The organism is Thauera humireducens (assembly GCF_001051995.2).
In the GTDB taxonomy this organism is placed as follows: domain Bacteria; phylum Pseudomonadota; class Gammaproteobacteria; order Burkholderiales; family Rhodocyclaceae; genus Thauera; species Thauera humireducens.
In genome coordinates, this window is sequence record NZ_CP014646.1 from 438,428 (window position 1) to 456,925 (window position 18,498).

Consider the following 18,498-nt stretch of genomic DNA (forward strand, 5'->3'; position numbering starts at 1 on the left):
CATGAAACGTGGCTGTAACAATGCATTGATACCTTACGGGTCTAGTCTTTCAACCCGAGGTAGTCATGATGCGTTTTTCCACCAAGTTCGCTCTTACCGCTTCTTCCGCCGTCCTGTTTGCCGTCAGTGCCCAAGCGGCTGACATCACCGGGGCGGGCGCATCCTTCCCCGCGCCGATCTACGCCAAGTGGGCTGACGCCTATCAGAAGGCGACGGGCAATCGGGTGAACTACCAGTCGATCGGTTCCGGTGGTGGCATTCGCCAGATCACCGCCAAGACGGTCGACTTCGGTGCTTCGGACATGCCGCTGACGCCCGAGAAGCTTGCCGAAGGCGGTCTGCAGCAGTTCCCGACCGTGATCGGTGGCGTGGTGCCCGTGGTGAACCTCCAGGGCGTCAAGCCGGGTGACCTGAAGTTTACTGGCGAAGTCTTGGCCCAGATCTACCATGGCAAGATCACCAAGTGGAACGACCCCGCGATCGTCGCGCTGAACCCGGGTCTCGCGCTGCCGGACCAGGACATCGGTGTGGTCCGTCGTGCTGACGGCTCGGGCACCACCTTCGTGTTCACCAACTACCTGTCGAAGGTTTCCGCCGAATGGAAGGAAAAGATCGGTGAAGGCACCGCCGTGCAGTGGCCGGTGGGGCTGGGTGGCAAGGGCAACGAAGGCGTGTCGGCGTTCGTGCAGCGTCTGCCGGGTTCGATCGGCTACGTCGAGTACGCCTACGCCAAGCAGAACAAGCTCTCGCATGCCATCATGCAGAACAAGGAAGGTCAGTTCGTCGAGCCGAACAACGAGACTTTCGCCGCTGCTGCAGAGGGTGCAGACTGGTCGAAGTCGGCGTTCTACGAGATCCTGACCAACCAGCCGGGTGCGAAGTCGTGGCCGATCACCAGCGCAACCTTCATCCTGATGCACAAGGTTCAGGACAAGCCCGCTCAGGCCGCCGAAGCGCTCAAGTTCTTCGACTGGGCCTACGTCAACGGTGGCGAGATGGCGCTCGAGCTCGAGTACATCCCGATGCCGAAGGCGACGATCGACCTGATTCGCGCCTCCTGGGGCGAGATGAAGGACGCCGGTGGCAAGGCGGTTTTCCCGGTCAAGTAACCCGGACCGCGCCCCGTGGTTCAACGTAACCAACAGCCAGAGGCCCGCGGGGCCTTTGGCGTTTCCATTTCCCCGGGTGGCGGTGCTCCGGCCGCGGCCCTTTCGGGTGTTTCCATGCGAACGACCGAGTTCACGTCTTCGGCGTCCAAGCGGGTCGGCGACAAGGTGTTCGGCGGTTTGGCGAAATCCTTCGCCTGGCTGACCCTCATCCTGTTGGCGGGCATCATCATTGCCCTTGTCTATGCGTCCTGGCCAAGCATACAGGCCTTCGGTATCGGCTTCCTGTTTTCGGATGCCTGGAATCCGCCGATGGAGGATTTCGGCGCCCTGATCCCGATCTACGGCACGCTCGTCACCTCCGCAATCGCACTGCTGATCGCGGTGCCCGTCAGTTTCGGTATCGCGCTCTTTCTCACCGAGCTTTCCCCGACGTGGTTGCGTCGCCCCCTCGGTACCGCGATCGAACTGCTGGCCGCGATCCCGAGCATCGTTTACGGCATGTGGGGCCTGTTGGTCTTCGCCCCCATCTTCGCCCAGTACATCCAGCCCGCCCTGCAGTCGTCGATCGGTCACGTGCCCGTTATCGGCAAGCTATTCGCCGGCGCACCGCTCGGTATCGGTCTCCTCTGTGCCGGCGTCATCCTGGCGATCATGATCATCCCGTACATCGCTTCGGTGATGCGCGACGTTTTCGAAGTGACGCCGCCCATGCTGAAGGAGTCCGCCTACGGTGTGGGCTGCACGACGTGGGAGGTGATGCGGGGCGTGGTGCTGCCCTACACCAAGACCGGCGTCATCGGTGGTGTGATGCTGGGTCTGGGGCGTGCGCTCGGCGAGACCATGGCCGTGACCTTCGTCATCGGCAATACCAACTTCCTGAACTCCGCTTCCCTGTTCGAGCCCGGCAACAGCATCACTTCGGCGCTGGCGAACGAGTTCGCCGAGGCGGATCAGGGGCTGCATACGGCGGCGCTGATGGAACTGGGACTCATCCTGTTCGCGATCACGCTCGTGGTGCTGGTCGTTTCCAAACTGCTGCTGACGCGACTCGCCAAGGGCGAGGGTGCGAAGAGCTGAGCGAGTGACCGACATGAACCTGCTTACAAGACGCAAACTCGTCAACAAGATTGCCCTGACCCTGTCGTTGTCGGCGATGGTCTTCGGCCTGTTCTGGCTGGCCTGGATCCTGTGGACCGTGTTCGAACTGGGCCTGTCCGGCCTTTCGCTGACCCTGTTTACCGAGATGACGCCGCCACCCGGCGCCGAGACGGGCGGGCTGCTCAACGCGATTGTCGGCAGCCTGATCCTGGTCGTGCTGGCGACCCTGCTCGGCACGCCGATCGGCGTGCTCACCGGCGTGTATCTTGCCGAGTACGGGCGTCATCACTGGTTGGGGCAGGCGACACGCTTCATCAACGACCTGCTGCTGTCGGCACCCTCGATCGTGATCGGCTTGTTTGTCTATGCCGTCGTGGTTGCGCAGACGGGCAAGTTTTCCGCGTGGTCCGGCGTCATCGCGCTGGCGTTGATCGTGCTCCCGGTGGTCGTGCGCACCACCGAGAACATGCTGCAGCTCATCCCGAACACGCTGCGAGAGGCGGCGTTCGCGCTGGGGGCGCCGAAGAGCGTGGTGATCTCCAAGGTCACGCTGCGCGCGGCGCGGGCGGGCGTTCTGACCGGCGTGCTGCTGGCGGTGGCGCGCATCGCGGGTGAGACGGCGCCGCTGCTCTTTACCGCCCTGTCGAACCAGTTCTGGACGCTGAATCTGAATGAGCCGATGGCGAACCTGCCGGTCACGATCTTCAAGTTCGCGATGAGCCCCTTCACCAACTGGCAGGAACTCGCCTGGGCCGGCGTCTTCCTGATCACCATGGGTGTGCTGGTGCTCAACATCATCGCCCGTGTCTTCCTGCGGGCCGAGAAGATCAACTAAGGAACCAATCGATACCATCCGTGCCGCGAGGTACGAGATTGGAGATGACTATGCAAATCACCGACGCGCAAATCGAGTTCAAGGACTTCAACTTCTATTACGGCAAGTTCCACGCGCTGAAGAACATCAACTTCCAGATGGCGCGCCACAAGTGCACCGCGTTCATCGGTCCCTCGGGTTGCGGCAAGTCGACGCTGTTGCGCACCATCAACCGCATGTACGACCTCTACCCGGAGCAGCGGGCCGAAGGTCAGTTGCTGTTCGACGGTCGCAATCTGCTCGGCTCCGACATCGACGTCAGCGTCTTGCGCGCGAAGATCGGCATGGTGTTCCAGAAGCCCACGCCGTTTCCGATGTCCATCTACGACAACATCGCCTTCGGTGTGAAGCTGCACGAGAAGCTGTCGTCGAAAGACATGGACAACCGGGTCGAATGGGCGCTGCGCAAGGCGGCGCTGTGGGACGAGGTGAAGGACAAGCTCAACCAGAGCGGCATGAGCCTGTCGGGCGGTCAGCAGCAGCGTCTGTGCATTGCCCGCGGGATCGCGGTGAAGCCGGAAGTCATCCTGCTCGACGAGCCGACCTCGGCGCTGGATCCGATCTCCACCGCGCGTATCGAAGAGCTGATCGACGAGCTCAAGACCGAGTTCACGATCGTCATCGTCACGCACAACATGCAGCAGGCCGCACGGATCTCGGACTACACCGCCTACATGTATCTGGGCGAGATGGTGGAGTTCGGCGTAACCGATGAGCTCTTCGTGAAGCCCAAGAAGAAGGAAACCGAGGACTACATCACTGGCCGCTTCGGCTGATCGATGAAAGGGCGGATGATCCACCCTTTTTCATTCCGAGGCGGGGCGCCCGATTGGTACTGATGGTGCGTGACGACAACGTCCCCTCGACCCCGAGAGTCGGTATCGGCTGAACTGGCATCATGGCCGCGTGTCACGGCGTGAATTTGCCGCCACGGCGAGTGATGCCTATAATCCCGCGGTTTAGCTCTCGACGTCAGCCGTCCGTACCATGAGAAAATTCGTCGCCGGCAACTGGAAGATGAACGGCAGCCTTGCCGCCAATGAAGCGCTTCTCGCCGGTCTTGAGGCGGTGCCCGGGGTCGAGGTCGCGCTTTGCGTGCCGTATCCTTATCTGGGGCAACTCCAGCGCCGCCCCGTCGGTCTCGAGTTGGGCGCGCAGGATGTCAGCGAGTTCGACGTCGGTGCCTACACGGGCGAAGTGAGCGCTGCCATGCTTGCCGAGTTTGGTTGCCGTTACGTGATTGTCGGGCATTCCGAGCGGCGTGCGCTGTTCGGGGACGATGATCTTTCGGTGGCGCGCAAGGCAGAGGCCGCCCTCTCTTCCGGGCTGGTGCCCATCGTTTGCGTCGGCGAGACGCTGGCCGAACGTGACGCCGGACAGGTGCACGCGGTGATTTCCCGTCAGCTTGCTGCGGTCGGCGAGGTGCTGGGACGTGAGCGATTCGGCGGCGTGGTCGTGGCCTACGAACCGGTCTGGGCGATCGGTACGGGGCGTTCGGCCACGGCTGCCCAGGCGGAAGAGGTGCATGCCGCGATTCGCGGCTGGCTCGTGGAGCAGGGCGTGCAGGCGGATGCGGTCCGCATTGTGTATGGTGGAAGCGTGAAGCCGGACAACGCAGCCGAACTCTTTGCCATGCCGAACGTGGATGGCGGGCTGATCGGCGGCGCATCGCTGGTGGCTGACGATTTCATGGCGATCTGCCGCGCGGCGGCTGGGGTCTGATCTTTCAACGAAGTGTCTTTTTAGGGTTTGTGATGGGCGACTATCTTTTTTCTCTGGTGCTGACCGTGCACGTGCTGGTGGGCCTCGGTGTCATCGGCCTGGTTCTTGTGCAGCACGGAAAAGGTGCTGACATGGGGGCCGCCTTCGGTAGCGGGGCCTCGGGCAGCTTGTTCGGATCGTCCGGCTCTGCGAACTTCCTGAGCCGGACGACAGCCGTGCTTGCAGCTGTGTTCTTCATCACCAGTCTGGGTCTCAGCTATCTCGCAAGCGACAAGCCCGCTGCGCCCTCCAGTGTCATGGAAGGCGTTCAGTCGTCGCCTGCGACTGATGCGGTGCCTGCCGTTCCTGCGCCTGCGGGGGATGACTCCAAGGCGCAGTCGATTCCGAAATAATTGCGCAACGAACTCTTTGCGCACCGCGCAAAAAGTCGTATAATCATTTGGCTTTGAAACGAAGCGCCGACGTGGTGAAATTGGTAGACACGCTATCTTGAGGGGGTAGTGGCGAAAGCCGTATGAGTTCGAGTCTCATCGTCGGCACCAGATTACGGAGAACGCCCGCTTATGCGGGCGTTTCCACGCAGAGCAACCAAAACAATAATGGCAGCAATAAAGCTGTCAATCTTACTGGGGGTTTCTGAACATGCTGGAAAACTACTTTCCTGTATTGATGTTCATACTCGTAGGTTTGGGTTTCGGTGTTGCTCCTGTAGTCCTCGGGCGAGTTCTCGCCCCATATCGCCCTGACAGCGAAAAGCTCTCTCCTTACGAATGTGGCTTCGAGGCGTTTGAAGACGCCCGGATGAAGTTCGACGTTCGGTATTACCTGATAGCCATCCTCTTCATCCTGTTTGATCTGGAAATCGCCTTTCTTTTCCCGTGGGCGACGGTCTTTCAGGAATTCATTGCCGCTGGCGAGCTGGCCTGGTTCGTGTTCGGTTCGGTAATGGTCTTTCTCTCGGTTCTGGTCATCGGTTATATCGTCGAGTGGAAGAACGGCGCACTCGACTGGGAGTAATGCATGAGCATTGAGGGCGTCTTCCGCGAGGGGTTTGTCACCACCTCGCTCGATGCGGTCATCAACTGGACGCGAACCGGTTCGATGTGGCCGATGACTTTCGGTCTTGCCTGTTGTGCGGTCGAGATGATTCATGCGGGCTGTGCTCGTTACGACCTTGACCGCTTCGGTGTCGTGTTCCGTCCGAGTCCCCGTCAGTCGGATCTGATGATTGTTGCCGGCACGCTGTGCAACAAGATGGCGCCGGCGTTGCGCAAGGTCTATGACCAGATGTCCGAGCCGCGCTGGGTCATCTCCATGGGCTCCTGCGCCAATGGTGGCGGCTATTACCACTATTCCTACTCGGTCGTGCGTGGTTGCGATCGCATCGTGCCTGTCGATGTCTATGTGCCGGGCTGTCCGCCGACGGCCGAGGCCTTGATTTACGGCATTCTCCAGCTTCAGAACAAGATCAAGCGCACCAATACGATTGCGCGCTGACGGGTGTCATAGACATGAGTGCCAAGTTTGAACGCCTGAGCCAGACCTTGCGCGACCTATTCGGCGACACCCTGCAGTCGCTCGTCGTTGATCGAGGCGAGGTCACCATCGAAGTTGCCGCTGCCGATTACCTGCAAGTCGCGCGCATGCTGCGTGACAGTCCGGATCTGCATTTCGAGCAGTTGGTGGATATTTCGGGGCTCGACTATTCCGCCTTTGGCAATGCGCCCTGGTCAGGCAAGCGTTTTGCGTCCGCGGCTCACCTGACTTCGGTGCGGCACAACTGGCGCCTGCGTCTGCGCACGTTTGCCGATGATGACGAGTTTCCGGTGCTGGATTCTGTCGTCGACGTGTGGCCGAGTGCCAACTGGTACGAGCGCGAGTCCTTCGACCTCTACGGCATCATGTATTCGGGGCATCCGGATCTGCGCCGGATTCTCACTGATTACGGTTTCGTCGGGCATCCGTTCCGCAAGGACTTTCCGGTGTCTGGGTATGTCGAGATGCGTTACGACCCGGAGCAGGGGCGGGTCGTCTATCAGCCGGTCACCATCGAGCCGCGCGAGAACACGCCGCGCATCGTGCGCGAAGAGAACTACGGGGACGTCGGCCATGGCTGAGATCCGCAACTACACGATTAACTTCGGTCCGCAGCACCCGTCTGCGCACGGCGTGCTGCGTCTGGTGCTGGAACTGGACGGCGAAGTCGTCGAGCGTGCCGATCCGCATATCGGTCTGCTGCACCGCGGCACCGAAAAGCTGGCCGAAACGCGCACCTGGGTGCAGTCCGTGCCCTACATGGACCGCCTCGACTATGTGTCGATGATGTGCAACGAGCACGCCTACTGCATGGCGATCGAGAAGCTGCTCGGTGTGCAGGTGCCGGAGCGTGCGCAGTACATCCGCGTGATGTTCGACGAGGTCACGCGCATTCTGAATCACCTGCTGAATATCGGTACGCACGCACTCGACATCGGCGCGATGACGATGGTGTTGTATACCTTCCGCGAGCGCGAGGACCTGATGGACGCCTACGAGGCGGTGTCGGGTGCGCGCATGCACGCGGCGTATTACCGGCCGGGTGGTGTCTATCGTGATCTGCCCGATCGCATGCCGAAGTACGAGGTCAATCGGTTCAAGAACGAGAAGGTCGTTCGCGAATTGAATGCGAACCGTGAAGGCTCGCTGCTCGACTTCCTCGAGGACTTCACGAACCGCTTCCCGACATACTGCGACGAATACGAGACGCTGCTGACCGACAACCGGATCTGGAAGCAGCGCACCGTCGGTATCGGTGTTGTCTCGCCCGAGCAGGCGCTGGCTTGGGGTTTCACCGGTCCCATGCTTCGTGGCTCCGGGGTTGCGTGGGATCTGCGCAAGAAGCAGCCCTACGAAGTCTACGACCGGATCGACTTCGACATTCCCGTCGGCAAGAACGGTGACTGCTACGACCGTTACCTGTGCCGCATGGAAGAGATGCGCCAGTCGAACCGGATCATCAAGCAGTGCATCGACTGGCTGCGCAAGAATCCCGGTCCGGTCATCACCGACAACCACAAGGTGGCACCGCCGGCGCGCGAGGACATGAAGTCCAACATGGAAGAGCTGATCCACCACTTCAAGCTCTTCACCGAGGGTATTCACGTGCCGAAGGGCGAGGTCTATGCGGCGGTGGAGCATCCGAAGGGTGAGTTCGGCGTCTATGCGGTGTCCGACGGCGCCAACAAGCCTTACCGGCTGAAGCTTCGCGCACCGGGCTTCGCGCATCTCGCGGCCATGGACGACATCGCGCGTGGGCACATGATCGCCGACGTGGTCGCCATCATCGGCACGATGGACGTCGTGTTCGGCGAGATCGACCGCTGAAGGTCGTGACCGTAGCAAACAAGAATCGGCAGGCTATCCGGAAGATCAAGACGACATGCTGAGCCAGGAATCGCTGCAACAGATAGATCGAGAGATCGCCAAGTACCCATCGGATCAGAAGCAGTCCGCCGTGATGGCGGCGCTGCGGATCGCGCAGGTCGAGAAGGGCTGGCTGCCGAAGGAGCTCATCGAGTTCGTCGCGCGCTACCTCGACATGCCGCCGATCGCCGCCTTCGAGGTGGCAAGCTTCTACAACATGTACGACCTCCATCCGGTCGGTCGCCACAAGATCACCGTCTGCACGAATCTGCCCTGTGCGCTGTCGGGGGGTGTGCATGCCGGTGAATACCTCAGGCAGAAGCTGGGTATCGGCTTCAATGAGACCACTCCCGACGGCAAGTTCACGCTGAAGGAAGGCGAGTGCATGGGCGCCTGTGGCGACGCCCCGGTGCTGCTGGTGAACAACCATCACATGTGCAGCTGGATGACCACCGAGAAGATCGACCAGATGCTGGCCGACCTGGACAAGAAATGAGCACGCAAGGAATGATCCTCGCCGGCTGTGACGGCGACCGCACCTGGCGGCTCCAGGACTATGTCGCGCGGGGCGGTTACGCCGCACTGCGCCGGATCGTCGCCGAGAAGATTCCCCAGGACACGATCATCGGCGAGCTGAAGACTTCGGTGCTGCGCGGTCGTGGCGGTGCCGGCTTCCCGACGGGCTTGAAGTGGAGCTTCATGCCGCGCTCGTTCCCGGGCGACAAGTACCTCGCCTGCAACTCCGACGAAGGCGAACCGGGTACCTTCAAGGACCGCGACATCCTGCGCTACAACCCGCACAGCGTCATCGAGGGCATGGCGATTGCCGCCTATGCGATGGGGGCTGCGCGCGGTTACAACTACATCCACGGCGAGATCTTCGAGGTGTATCAGCGCTTCGAGGAAGCGCTGGCCGAGGCGCGGACCGCTGGTTTGATCGGGCAGAACATCCTGGGCTCGGACTTCTCGTTCGAACTCTTCGCCCATCACGGCTACGGTGCGTACATCTGCGGCGAGGAAACGGCGCTGCTGGAATCGATCGAAGGCAAGAAGGGGCAGCCCCGCTTCAAGCCGCCGTTCCCGGCAAGTTACGGCCTTTACGGCAAGCCGACCACGATCAACAACACGGAAACCTTCGCGTCCGTGCCGTTCATCATGAACATGGGCGGCGAGGCCTTCCTGAATCTCGGAAAGCCCAACAACGGCGGCATGAAGCTGTTCTCTGTGTCGGGCCACGTCAATCGCCCGGGCAACTACGAGATTCCGCTCGGCACGCCGTTCTCCGAGTTGCTCGAGATGGCGGGTGGCATGCGAGGCGGACGCAAGCTAAAGGCCGTGATCCCGGGAGGCTCGTCAGCGCCGGTCGTGCCGGGCAGCGTCATGATGGACTGCACGATGGATTACGACTCGATCTCGAAGGCGGGTTCGATGCTCGGTTCCGGTGCGGTGATCGTGATGGACGAGACGACCTGCATGGTGAAGGCGCTCGAGCGTCTGTCCTACTTCTACTTCGAGGAGTCCTGCGGTCAGTGCACGCCCTGTCGTGAAGGCACCGGCTGGCTCTATCGCGTGGTCCACCGCATCGAGAACGGCCTCGGCCGTCCGGACGATCTCGATCTGCTGAATTCCGTGACGGCCAACATCATGGGTCGCACCATCTGCGCGCTGGGCGATGCCGCATCGATGCCGGTGCAGAGCTTCGTCAAGCATTTCGGCGCAGAGTTCGAATACCACATCGAAAACAAGAAGTGCCTCGTGCCGCCGGAAGTGCAGCGCGCGGGCAGTCAAATCTACGTGAGCCCGTCATGCTAGAGATCGAAATCGACGGCAAGCAGGTCCAGGTCGACGACGGCAGCACCGTAATGGATGCCGCCGCGGTTGCTGGCGCCTACATCCCGCACTTCTGCTACCACAAGAAACTGTCGATCGCGGCCAACTGCCGCATGTGTCTGGTGCAGGTTGAGAAAGCGCCCAAGCCGTTGCCGGCCTGTGCGACGCCCGTCACCAACGGCATGAAGGTGTGGACCCACTCGGAACTCGCCGTGAAGGCCCAGAAGGGCGTCATGGAGTTCCTGCTCATCAACCACCCGCTCGACTGCCCGATCTGCGATCAGGGTGGAGAATGCCAGTTGCAGGATCTGGCGGTCGGTTATGGCTCCACGGCCTCGCGCTACCAGGAAGAGAAGCGCGTCGTCTTCAACAAGAATCTCGGTTCGCTCGTGTCGACCGACATGACGCGCTGCATCAACTGCACGCGCTGTGTCCGTTTCACGGCCGAGATCGCCGGCGAGATGGAGCTGGGTCAGGCCTTCCGCGGCGAGCATGCGGAGATCATGCCCTTCATCGAGAAGACGATCGACTCCGAGCTGTCGGGCAACATCATCGATCTGTGCCCGGTTGGCGCATTGACGTCGAAGCCGTTCCGCTTCGCCGCCCGCACGTGGGAGTTGTCACGGCGCAAGTCGGTCAGCCCGCACGATTCGCTGGGTGCAAACCTGATCGTCCAGACCAAGCACGACGTCGTGAAGCGTGTGCTGCCGTTCGAGAACGAAGACGTCAACGAGTGCTGGCTGTCGGACAAGGATCGCTTCTCCTACGAGGCGCTCAATGGGGACGAACGCCTGACGGCCCCGATGATCAAGCAGGGCGGCGAGTGGAAACGCGTCGACTGGCAGGCCGCGCTTGAATTCGTTGCGACCGGGCTGCGCGACATCGCCAAGGATCATGGCCCTGCGTCGATCGGCGCGCTGGGTTCGCCGCACTCGACGCTCGAGGAACTCTATCTGCTGCAGAAGCTGGTTCGTGGCGTCGGCTCGGATAACGTCGATTTCCGCCTGCGTCAGTCGGATTTCCGTGCTGATGGCAAGCGCAGTGGCGCGCCCTGGCTCGGCATGCCCGTCGCGGGCGTGAAGGACCTGAATCGCCTGCTCGTGGTGGGCAGCTTCTTGCGCAAGGATGCGCCGCTGCTTGCTCAGCGCGTTCGCCAGGCCGCGAAGAAGGGCCTGCATGTCAGCGCGATCGGGCCGAACGCCGAAGAATGGCTGTTGCCGGTCAAGCATCGTGCGCTGGTTGCGCCGTCGGCCATGGTCGCGATGCTCGCTGAGGTGGTCGCGGCCCTGTCTGCAGCAAAGGGCGTCGAGGTCTCGGTCGCCTTGCACGGCAAGCTGCCTGGCGTCGTGTCCGACGCCGCGCGTGGCATCGCAGAGAGCCTCGCAAGCGGGGGCAAGGTTGCGGTGTTGCTGGGTAACCTCGCCGCCCAGCATGGACGTGCGAGCGAGTTGCAGATGCTCGCCCAGGAAGTTGCACGCCTGTCCGGCGGCACGTTCGGCTTCATCGGCGATGCGGCGAACAGCGTCGGCGGATACCTCGCAGGCGCGACGCCTGGTGCAGACGGCCTCAATGCGCTCAGCATGATCGCGCAGCCCCGTCAGGCTTACGTGGTGCTCGGCGCCGAACCTGATTTCGATTTCGCCGACCCAGTGGCCACGAAGGCAGCCCTCGGCAGCGCGCAACTGGTTGTCGGCCTGAGCGCCTTCGACTCGGCGTCGTTGCGCGGCGTCGCCGATGTGATGCTGCCGATCGCACCCTTCACGGAAACCTCCGGTACCTACGTGAACTGCGAAGGCCGTGCGCAGAGCTTCACCGCTGTCGCGCGCCCGCAGGGCGAGACGCGGCCGGGCTGGAAGGTCCTGCGCGTGCTCGGCAACATGCTGTCGCTCGACGGTTTCTCGCAGGGGGATTCGGAGGCCGTGCGCGACGAAGCCTTGGCCAGCGGCATCGCCGAGCGGCTCGACAACGGTCTCGAGGGCGTGTTGGTATCGTCAGCAGTGGCGGCGGCCGGTGCGCTCGAGCGCGTGACCGATGTGCCGATCCATTTCGCCGACCCGATCGTGCGTCGTGCGCCATCGCTGCAGAAGACCCGTGACGCTGCAGCGCCGGTGGCTCGTATCGCCCCTGAGACCCTTGCTGCGCTCGGCGTCAATGCCGGCGATCGCGTGCGGGTCCGCCAGGCTGGCGGTGGGCAGGCGGATCTCGTGGCACAGGCCGACGCCGGCCTCGCGGCCGGCTGCGTGCGGATTGCTGCGGCACATCTTTCAACCGCAGCGCTGGGCGCGATGAGCGGTGATGTCAGCGTGGAGCGTGTCTGATGGAAGCGATGCTGCAACCCGTCGCCGATTTCTTCGGCCCGACCTGGCCGGCCGTGTGGACGCTGGTCAAGATCGTCGCGATCATCGCGCCGCTCATGATTGCGGTCGCCTATCTGACGCTGGCCGAGCGCAAGGTCATCGGCTTCATGCAGGTCCGGTTCGGGCCGAATCGCGTCGGCCCCTGGGGACTGCTGCAACCGATCGCGGACGGCGTCAAGCTGCTCCTCAAGGAGATCATTGTCCCCAGCGGTGCGAGCAAGGGGCTCTTCATCCTCGGCCCGATCCTCGCAATCGCGCCGTCGCTTGCGGCATGGGCGGTGATTCCTTTCGATGACGGGCTGGTGCTGGCGAACGTCAATGCCGGCCTGCTGTTCCTGCTGGCGATCACCTCGATGGAGGTTTATGGCGTGATCGTGGCCGGCTGGGCATCGAACTCGAAATATCCCTTCCTCGGCTCGATGCGTGCGGCTGCACAGATGGTGTCGTATGAAGTGTCGATGGGCTTCGCCCTGATCTGCGTGCTGCTGATCTCGGCGAGCCTGAACCTGACCGACATCGTGACCTCGCAGGGGCAGGGGCGCTTTGCCGACATGGGGCTGGGTTTCCTGTCGTGGAACTGGTTACCGCTGCTGCCGATGTTCGTCGTGTATGTGATCTCGGGCATCGCCGAGACCAACCGCGCGCCGTTCGACGTGGTGGAAGGTGAGGCGGAGGTGGTCGCGGGTCACATGGTCGAGTACTCGGGCATGGCCTTCGCGCTGTTCTTCCTCGCGGAGTACGCCAACATGATCCTGGTCTCGATTCTGACCTCGGTCCTGTTCCTGGGCGGCTGGCTGTCGCCGGTGGGTTTCCTGCCTGACGGCTTCCATTGGCTCGCACTGAAGACGGCTGCCATCCTTTTCGTCTTCCTTTGGGCGCGCGCCACGTTCCCGCGGTTCCGCTACGACCAGATCATGCGGTTGGGCTGGAAGGTATTCATACCGGTTACCCTCGTGTGGGTGTTTGTCGTGGCGGTGTGGTTGATGTCGCCGCTGTCGATCTGGAGTTGAGAAGACCATGGGTGCCAAGGATTACATCGGCAGTCTGTTCCTGAAGGAACTGCTCAAGGGCATGGCCCTGACCGGGCGGCATTTCTTCCAGCGCAAGATCACTGTCCTGTTCCCGGAAGAAAAGACGCCGCAGAGCAACCGATTCCGGGGACTGCATGCGCTGCGTCGCTACCCGAATGGCGAAGAGCGCTGCATTGCTTGCAAGCTGTGCGAAGCGATCTGTCCCGCGATGGCGATCACCATCGAATCGGAGCAACGCGACGACGGTTCGCGGCGCACAAGCCGCTACGACATCGACCTGACGAAGTGCATCTTCTGCGGATTCTGCGAAGAGGCCTGTCCGGTCGATGCAATCGTCGAGACGCGAGTGTTCGAGTACCACGGTGAACAGCGGGGCGATCTCTACTACACCAAGCAGATGTTGCTGGCGGTGGGGGATCGCTACGAGTCGCAGATCGCGGCCGACCGCGAACAGGACGCGAAGTACCGCTAACGGACGGCGCCCTGCGCGCCACGAGTCAAGAACATGGAATTCAAGACCTTCGTCTTCTACTTTCTCGCCGCGATCATGGTGTTCGCGGCGCTGAGGGTGATCACAGCCCGGAATCCGGTGCATGCCGCGCTGTTCCTGGTGCTGACCTTCTTCAACGCGGGTGGCATCTGGCTGCTGCTGCAGGCCGAGTTCCTCGCGATCACGCTGGTGATGGTGTACGTCGGCGCAGTGATGGTGCTGTTCCTGTTCGTGGTCATGATGCTCGACATCAACCTGGACAGGATCCGCGAGGGTTTCTGGAGTTACCTGCCGGTCGGTGCGCTGGTCGGCATCCTGATGCTGGTCGAGATGGTCATGGTGCTCGGGGGCTCCTACTTCGGGCTCGAGGCGATGCCGGCGCCGCCGGCTGCGGGTGAAGGGTTCAGCAACACCCGCGAACTCGGGCGGGTGCTCTACACCGATTACGTCTATCCGTTCGAACTGGCTTCGCTCGTGTTGCTGGTGGCGATGGTGGCCGCTGTGGCGCTGACGCTGCGCAAGCGCAAGGGCATCAAGTACATGCATCCGTCGGACCAGGTGGCCGTCAAGCGCGAAGGGCGCGTCGAGCTGGTCAAGATGCAGGCCGAGAAAGAAGACTGAACCCGCACGCGAACAAAGAAACGCACCGGTAACAGACCGGTGCGATCAGGGAGTCACAGATGCTTTCGCTTTCCCATTTCCTCATCCTGGGCGCGATCCTGTTCGCGATCAGCGTGGTCGGGATCTTCCTCAACCGGAAGAACCTGATCGTGCTGCTGATGGCCATCGAACTGATGCTGCTTGCGGTGAACATGAACTTCATCGCCTTCTCGCACTATCTCGGCGACATTGCCGGCCAGGTTTTCGTTTTCTTCATCCTCACGGTCGCGGCTGCCGAGTCGGCAATCGGTCTGGCGATCCTGATCGTCATGTTCCGGAACATGCGCACGATCCATGTGGATGATCTGGACAGCCTCAAGGGTTAAGGAAGCGTCACGATGACGGACATGCAGACTCTCTATCTCCTCGTCCCGCTGGCGCCGCTGGCCGGGGCGATCCTTGCCGGCCTGTTCGGCAAGACCATCGGGCGCACCGGCGCGCACATCGTCACCATCCTTGGCGTTGCGATTGCGCTGGCAGCCTCGGTCGTGATCTACCAGGACGTTCAGGCGGGCAACACCTTCAACGGCACCATCTACACCTGGATGGTTGCCGGTGGCATCACCTTCGAGGTGGGTTTCCTGATCGACTCGCTGACCGTCATGATGATGCTGGTCGTGACCTTCGTGTCGCTGATGGTGCATATCTACACCATCGGCTACATGTCCGAGGACCCGGGCTACCAGCGCTTCTTCAGCTACATCTCGTTGTTCACCTTCTCCATGCTGATGCTGGTGATGTCCAACAACTTCCTGCAGTTGTTCTTCGGCTGGGAAGCGGTGGGGCTCGTCTCGTATCTGCTGATCGGTTTCTGGTATGACCGCCCGACGGCCATCTACGCCAACCTGAAAGCCTTCCTGGTGAACCGCGTGGGCGACTTCGGTTTCCTGCTCGGCATCGGCCTGATTGCCGCCTATGCAGGCACGCTGAATTACGCCGAAGTCTTCGCGAAGGCCGGCGAACTCGCTTCGCAGGACATGGCCGTGACCGGCTGGCCGCTCATTACCGCGATTTGCATCTGCCTGTTCATCGGCGCGATGGGCAAGTCGGCCCAGGTGCCGCTGCACGTCTGGCTGCCGGACTCAATGGAGGGCCCGACCCCGATCTCGGCACTGATCCACGCCGCGACCATGGTGACTGCCGGCATCTTCATGGTGGCGCGCATGTCGCCGCTGTTCGAACTGTCGGACGCAGCGCTGTCCTTCGTGCTCGTGATCGGTGCGACGACCGCGCTGTTCATGGGGTTCCTCGGCATCGTGCAGAACGACATCAAGCGCGTCGTGGCGTATTCGACGCTGTCGCAGCTCGGCTACATGACGGTCGCGCTGGGCGTGTCGGCTTACTCGGCCGCGGTGTTCCACCTGATGACGCACGCCTTCTTCAAGGCGCTGCTGTTCCTTGGCGCCGGTTCGGTGATCATCGGCATGCACCACGACCAGGACATGCGGAACATGGGCGGCCTGTGGAAATACATGCCCATCACGTGGATGACCTCTTTGCTGGGTTCCCTCGCGCTGATCGGCTTCCCGCTGTTTTCGGGCTTCTACTCGAAGGACTCAATCATCGAGGCCGTGCATGCCTCGACGATCCCGGGCGCGGGCTACGCACTGTTCTGCGTGCTGCTGGGGGTGTTCGTCACCGCGTTCTACTCCTTCCGCATGTATTTCCTCGTCTTCCATGGCGAGGAGCGCTTCGGCAAGGCCGACGGGCACCATGACCACCACGGTGATCACGATGACGAAGAACCCGCGGCCGATCATCACCATGGTCTCGCTCCGGGCCAGAAACCGCACGAGTCGCCGTGGGTCGTGACGCTGCCGCTGGTGCTGCTGGCGATCCCGTCGGTGCTGATCGGTTTCTTCACCATCGAGCCGATGCTGTTCGGCGACTGGTTCAAGGGTGTGATCTCCGTCGGCGACAACCATGTCGGCCTGAAGGAGCTCGAAGCGGCGTTCCACGGTCCCGTCGCAATGGCCTTGCACGGCCTGCAGACCGCGCCGTTCTGGCTGGCGATGGGGGGAGTCGCAACCGCCTGGCTGTTCTACATGGTCAAGCCGGGCATCCCGGCCGCGATCCAGCGCACCTTCAAGCCGATCCACAGCCTGCTCGAGAACAAGTACTACTTCGACCGCTTCAACGAAATCGTCTTTGCCGGTGGTGCGCGAGCGCTGGGCAAGGGCCTGTGGAAGGCGGGCGACCAGGCACTGATCGACGGTGTGGCGGTGAATGGCACCGCGCGGCTGGTGGGCTGGGTCGCGCAGATGTCGCGCCTGTTCCAGACCGGCCATCTGTACCAGTACGCCTTCATGATGATCATCGGCGTGTTCATCCTGCTCACCTTCTGGTTCAACCGCGGGTAAGCAGGACACGGCGGCAGGAATACATAACAAGATGGAACGCGCCGTACGCGGCGCACTGAACGGAAAGCAACGATGACGGACATTCCTCTCCTCAGTCTGGCGATCTGGGTGCCGATTCTCGGCGGCCTGCTGGTGCTCGCGACCGGCGCCGATCGCAATGCCCCGCTGGCGCGCATGCTCGCCCTCGCGGTTGCGGTGGCTGGTTTCGTCGTGACCCTTCCGCTCTACACCGGCTTCGACACGACGACGAGCGCGATGCAGTTCGTCGAGATGACGTCCTGGGTGCCGCGGTTCAACATCAATTACCACCTCGGCGTCGACGGCATCTCGGTGCTGTTCGTGATCCTCAATGCCTTCATCACGATCACGGTCGTCCTGGCGGGCTGGAAGGTCATCGATGACAGGGTGGCGCAGTACATGGCGGCCTTCCTGATCATGTCGGGGCTGATGAACGGCATTTTCTCGGCACTGGACGGCGTGCTGTTCTACGTGTTCTTCGAGGCCTCGCTGATCCCGATGTACCTGATCATCGGCGTGTGGGGCGGTCCCAACCGTGTGTATGCGGCGATCAAGTTCTTTCTCTACACGCTGCTCGGCTCGCTGCTGATGCTGGTCGTGCTGCTTTACCTGTTCATGCAGTCGGGCGGCAGCTTCAGCATTCTCGACTGGCACCAGCTTCCCCTGCCGATCGAGCCGCAGATTCTCATCTTCCTGGCCTTCCTGATCGCCTTTGGGGTCAAGGTACCGATGTGGCCGGTGCACACCTGGCTGCCTGATGCCCACGTCGAGGCGCCGACGGGTGGCTCCGTCGTGCTGGCCGCGATCGCGCTGAAGCTGGGTGCCTATGGTTTCCTGCGCTTCTCGTTGCCGATCGTGCCCGATGCTTCGCAGGAGCTGGCCTGGCTCGTGATCATGCTGTCGCTGATCGCCGTGGTGTATATCGGTTTCGTCGCGTTGGTTCAGGCCGACATGAAGAAGCTGGTGGCCTATTCGTCGATCTCGCACATGGGCTTCGTCACCTTGGGCTTCTTCATCTTCAATCCGCTGGGGGTGGAAGGCGCGATCGTCCAGATGATTTCCCACGGTTTCGTGTCGGCCGCGATGTTCCTTTGCATCGGGGTCCTGTACGACCGCGTGCATTCGCGCCAGATCGCCGATTACGGCGGTGTGGTGCACACCATGCCCAAGTTCGCCGCGTTCTTCATGCTGTTCGCGATGGCCAACTCGGGTCTCCCGGCGACGTCGGGTTTCGTGGGCGAGTTCATGGTCGTGCTGGGGGCAGTGCAGTACAACTTCTGGATCGGCTTCATCGCCGCCACCACGCTGATCCTCGGTGCCGCGTATTCGCTCTGGATGTACAAGCGCGTGGTGTTCGGCAAGGTCGCCAACAAGCATGTGGCCGAACTCGAAGATATCAACGCGCGCGAGTTCGCCTTCCTTGGCATCCTTGCACTCTGCGTCCTGGCGATGGGCCTGTACCCGTATCCCTTCACCGAGGTGATGCACGCGTCGGTCAACGAACTCCTGCGGCATGTTGCCGTGAGCAAGCTCTGAGTGCCGGGCAT

At 62.0% G+C, this 18,498-nt stretch carries 19 protein-coding genes and 1 tRNA gene; all 20 read left to right on the forward strand.

The features are described from left to right. Positions 1 to 65: 65 nt before the first annotated feature. The 20 genes from pstS (at position 66) to AC731_RS02155 (ending at position 18,487) form a co-directional block, all read left to right on the forward strand. Positions 66 to 1,109, forward strand: coding sequence for a phosphate ABC transporter substrate-binding protein PstS (pstS, locus tag AC731_RS02060; protein WP_237266587.1), 1,044 nt, complete (start codon positions 66 to 68; stop codon positions 1,107 to 1,109). 114 nt (positions 1,110 to 1,223) lie between these two features. Continuing rightward, a complete protein-coding gene (gene pstC / locus AC731_RS02065; RefSeq protein ID WP_004253006.1) occupies positions 1,224 to 2,186 on the forward strand; it encodes a phosphate ABC transporter permease PstC in 963 nt (320 codons plus the stop codon). A gap of 13 nt (positions 2,187 to 2,199) precedes the next feature. Then, positions 2,200 to 3,042, forward strand: coding sequence for a phosphate ABC transporter permease PstA (gene pstA, locus AC731_RS02070; RefSeq protein ID WP_048708948.1), 843 nt, complete (start codon positions 2,200 to 2,202; stop codon positions 3,040 to 3,042). 50 nt (positions 3,043 to 3,092) lie between these two features. Next, positions 3,093 to 3,857 (forward strand): phosphate ABC transporter ATP-binding protein PstB, encoded by a 765-nt coding sequence (pstB, locus tag AC731_RS02075; protein ID WP_004253009.1) that lies wholly within the window; start codon positions 3,093 to 3,095, stop codon positions 3,855 to 3,857. A 211-nt stretch (positions 3,858 to 4,068) separates the two neighbouring features. Continuing rightward, entirely contained in the window at positions 4,069 to 4,803 is a 735-nt protein-coding gene (tpiA, locus tag AC731_RS02080) for a triose-phosphate isomerase (protein WP_048708949.1), read from the forward strand. Between the two features lie 32 nt (positions 4,804 to 4,835). After that, the gene (gene secG / locus AC731_RS02085) at positions 4,836 to 5,195 is read left to right on the forward strand and encodes a preprotein translocase subunit SecG (RefSeq protein ID WP_004253012.1); all 360 of its coding nucleotides are present in this window, start codon (positions 4,836 to 4,838) and stop codon (positions 5,193 to 5,195) included. Positions 5,196 to 5,260: 65 nt separating this feature from the next. Further along, positions 5,261 to 5,345: transfer RNA gene (locus tag AC731_RS02090), tRNA-Leu, on the forward strand. A gap of 100 nt (positions 5,346 to 5,445) precedes the next feature. Beyond that, positions 5,446 to 5,820 carry an NADH-quinone oxidoreductase subunit A gene (gene ndhC, locus AC731_RS02095; RefSeq protein WP_004253014.1) on the forward strand — a complete coding sequence of 125 codons (375 nt, stop codon included), beginning with the start codon at positions 5,446 to 5,448 and terminating at the stop codon, positions 5,818 to 5,820. A gap of 3 nt (positions 5,821 to 5,823) precedes the next feature. Continuing rightward, on the forward strand, positions 5,824 to 6,300 hold the full coding sequence (locus AC731_RS02100) for a NuoB/complex I 20 kDa subunit family protein (RefSeq protein ID WP_004253015.1): 477 nt from the start codon (positions 5,824 to 5,826) through the stop codon (positions 6,298 to 6,300). A gap of 14 nt (positions 6,301 to 6,314) precedes the next feature. Then, positions 6,315 to 6,920: an NADH-quinone oxidoreductase subunit C gene (locus AC731_RS02105; protein ID WP_048708950.1), complete on the forward strand. Its 606-nt coding sequence runs from the start codon at positions 6,315 to 6,317 to the stop codon at positions 6,918 to 6,920. After that, positions 6,913 to 8,166, forward strand: a complete 1,254-nt coding sequence (locus tag AC731_RS02110; protein ID WP_048708951.1) for an NADH-quinone oxidoreductase subunit D — start codon at positions 6,913 to 6,915, stop codon at positions 8,164 to 8,166. Before AC731_RS02105 ends, AC731_RS02110 begins: the two co-directional genes overlap by 8 nt. Before the next feature lie 55 nt (positions 8,167 to 8,221). Beyond that, complete coding sequence (nuoE, locus tag AC731_RS02115) at positions 8,222 to 8,701, forward strand: NADH-quinone oxidoreductase subunit NuoE (protein WP_048708953.1); 480 nt, start codon at positions 8,222 to 8,224, stop codon at positions 8,699 to 8,701. An 11-nt stretch (positions 8,702 to 8,712) separates the two neighbouring features. After that, positions 8,713 to 10,017 (forward strand): NADH-quinone oxidoreductase subunit NuoF, encoded by a 1,305-nt coding sequence (nuoF, locus tag AC731_RS02120; protein ID WP_048708955.1) that lies wholly within the window; start codon positions 8,713 to 8,715, stop codon positions 10,015 to 10,017. After that, a complete protein-coding gene (nuoG, locus tag AC731_RS02125) occupies positions 10,011 to 12,353 on the forward strand; it encodes an NADH-quinone oxidoreductase subunit NuoG (RefSeq protein ID WP_048708956.1) in 2,343 nt (780 codons plus the stop codon). Before nuoF ends, nuoG begins: the two co-directional genes overlap by 7 nt. Beyond that, positions 12,353 to 13,402, forward strand: coding sequence for an NADH-quinone oxidoreductase subunit NuoH (nuoH, locus tag AC731_RS02130; protein ID WP_038010751.1), 1,050 nt, complete (start codon positions 12,353 to 12,355; stop codon positions 13,400 to 13,402). The genes nuoG and nuoH overlap by 1 nt, the downstream gene beginning before the upstream one ends. A 7-nt stretch (positions 13,403 to 13,409) precedes the next feature. Next, a complete protein-coding gene (gene nuoI, locus AC731_RS02135; RefSeq protein ID WP_048708958.1) occupies positions 13,410 to 13,895 on the forward strand; it encodes an NADH-quinone oxidoreductase subunit NuoI in 486 nt (161 codons plus the stop codon). Positions 13,896 to 13,928: 33 nt separating this feature from the next. Beyond that, positions 13,929 to 14,534 carry an NADH-quinone oxidoreductase subunit J gene (locus AC731_RS02140; protein ID WP_048708960.1) on the forward strand — a complete coding sequence of 202 codons (606 nt, stop codon included), beginning with the start codon at positions 13,929 to 13,931 and terminating at the stop codon, positions 14,532 to 14,534. A 59-nt stretch (positions 14,535 to 14,593) separates the two neighbouring features. Further along, the gene (nuoK, locus tag AC731_RS02145; protein ID WP_004253033.1) at positions 14,594 to 14,899 is read left to right on the forward strand and encodes an NADH-quinone oxidoreductase subunit NuoK; all 306 of its coding nucleotides are present in this window, start codon (positions 14,594 to 14,596) and stop codon (positions 14,897 to 14,899) included. A gap of 12 nt (positions 14,900 to 14,911) precedes the next feature. Next, entirely contained in the window at positions 14,912 to 16,933 is a 2,022-nt protein-coding gene (nuoL, locus tag AC731_RS02150; protein ID WP_048708962.1) for an NADH-quinone oxidoreductase subunit L, read from the forward strand. A 72-nt stretch (positions 16,934 to 17,005) separates the two neighbouring features. Continuing rightward, positions 17,006 to 18,487 carry an NADH-quinone oxidoreductase subunit M gene (locus AC731_RS02155; RefSeq protein ID WP_004253036.1) on the forward strand — a complete coding sequence of 494 codons (1,482 nt, stop codon included), beginning with the start codon at positions 17,006 to 17,008 and terminating at the stop codon, positions 18,485 to 18,487. Positions 18,488 to 18,498 lie beyond the last annotated feature (11 nt).